Genomic DNA, 1,069 nt, shown 5'->3' with positions numbered 1-1,069 from the left:
GCGGCTATGTGATACGCCGCGCTCGCTCCCTCGAAACGTGACAGAAACCACAGCCGCTGCTGCGCAAACGACAGTGGCTGCGCCCCTTCACGCCCCGCTGGCGTGATCTCCGGCAGCGCACTGCGCGCCGCCCCCGCAAGGCTGGCCGCCAGCTCCGAGATCACTGGGCGTGCAAACAATACGGCCAGCGCTAGCTCCACACCCNNNCCAGCGCGCACACCAGCGCCTCTCGCTCAAGCCTCCCGATCAGCCGCAATCCAGCGGCTATGTGATACGCCGCGCTCGCTCCCTCGAAACGTGACAGAAACCACAGCCGCTGCTGCGCAAACGACAGTGGCTGCGCCCCTTCACGCCCCGCTGGCGTGATCTCCGGCAGCGCACTGCGCGCCGCCCCCGCAAGGCTGGCCGCCAGCTCCGAGATCACTGGGCGTGCAAACAATACGGCCAGCGCTAGCTCCACACCCAGCGCCTGCCGCAAACGTGACACCACCTGCATCGCCAGCAGTGAGTGCCCGCCGAGCGCGAAGAAGTTGTCGTGACGACCGATCCGCTCGACACCGAGCAGCTCCGACCAGATCCGGGCGATCGCCGCCTCGGTCTCGCCCTGCGGCGGCGCATAGACCTGCGCCGCGAACGCAGCGCCCTCCGGGNGCCGCCCACATCGAGCTCGACCTCTTCCACCGGCAGCGGCGCTTGCCGCAACACCACCTGCACCGGCTCCGGCAGTTCCTCCCACAGCACCGCCGTCCGCAGGATGTCGTGACGGCCGATCACCGCATCGAACGCCGCCAGAAAACCGTCCAGCCGCGCCCGGCTGTCAAAGCCCAGTAAGCCGGACAACAGATAGACGTCGCCCTCTCCCCCCAGCAGATGATGGAACAAAATGCCTTCCTGCAGCGGAGCCAGCGGATAGATGTCCTGGATGTTGCCACAGCCGCCCGGCACAGCCGCCGCGATGCGATCGATCTCCGCCTGGCTCAGCGTCACCAGCGGCAGCATCTCCGGCGTGATCCGCTCGCAGCCCGCAGGGATCAGGTTGGCCGGCACCGCAACCGTAACCGCGCCACCC

The 1,069-nt window shown here is 68.2% G+C and carries 2 protein-coding genes and 2 pseudogenes (2 of these 4 cut by a window edge); all 4 read right to left on the bottom strand.

All coding sequences use genetic code 11. The features are described from left to right. Positions 1-164: the start of a condensation domain-containing protein gene (locus HL671_RS08320; RefSeq protein ID WP_210263809.1), read on the bottom strand. The gene continues 259 nt to the left of window position 1, outside the view; the window shows 164 of its 423 coding nt (coding positions 1-164); its start codon is at positions 162-164; its stop codon lies off the left edge, out of view. A 26-nt stretch (positions 165-190) separates the two neighbouring features. Then, positions 191-619 (bottom strand): annotated as a pseudogene (locus tag HL671_RS39090) (phosphopantetheine-binding protein); the annotation flags it as partial. Between the two features lie 53 nt (positions 620-672). Continuing rightward, positions 673-999: pseudogene (locus HL671_RS39085) on the bottom strand (condensation domain-containing protein); the annotation flags it as partial. Between the two features lie 32 nt (positions 1,000-1,031). Next, a protein-coding gene (locus HL671_RS08305; RefSeq protein ID WP_172236103.1) for a condensation domain-containing protein crosses the window boundary here: on the bottom strand, positions 1,032-1,069 show its 3' portion. The gene runs 427 nt beyond the window's last position; only the last 38 of its 465 coding nucleotides appear in the window; its start codon lies beyond the right edge, outside the window; it ends in the stop codon at positions 1,032-1,034.

The organism is Bradyrhizobium denitrificans (assembly GCF_013179005.1).
Taxonomy (GTDB): Bacteria; Pseudomonadota; Alphaproteobacteria; order Rhizobiales; family Xanthobacteraceae; genus Bradyrhizobium; species Bradyrhizobium denitrificans.
The sequence above is the reverse complement of the archived record's forward strand: the minus strand, read 5'-3'. Positions and strand labels throughout refer to the sequence as shown.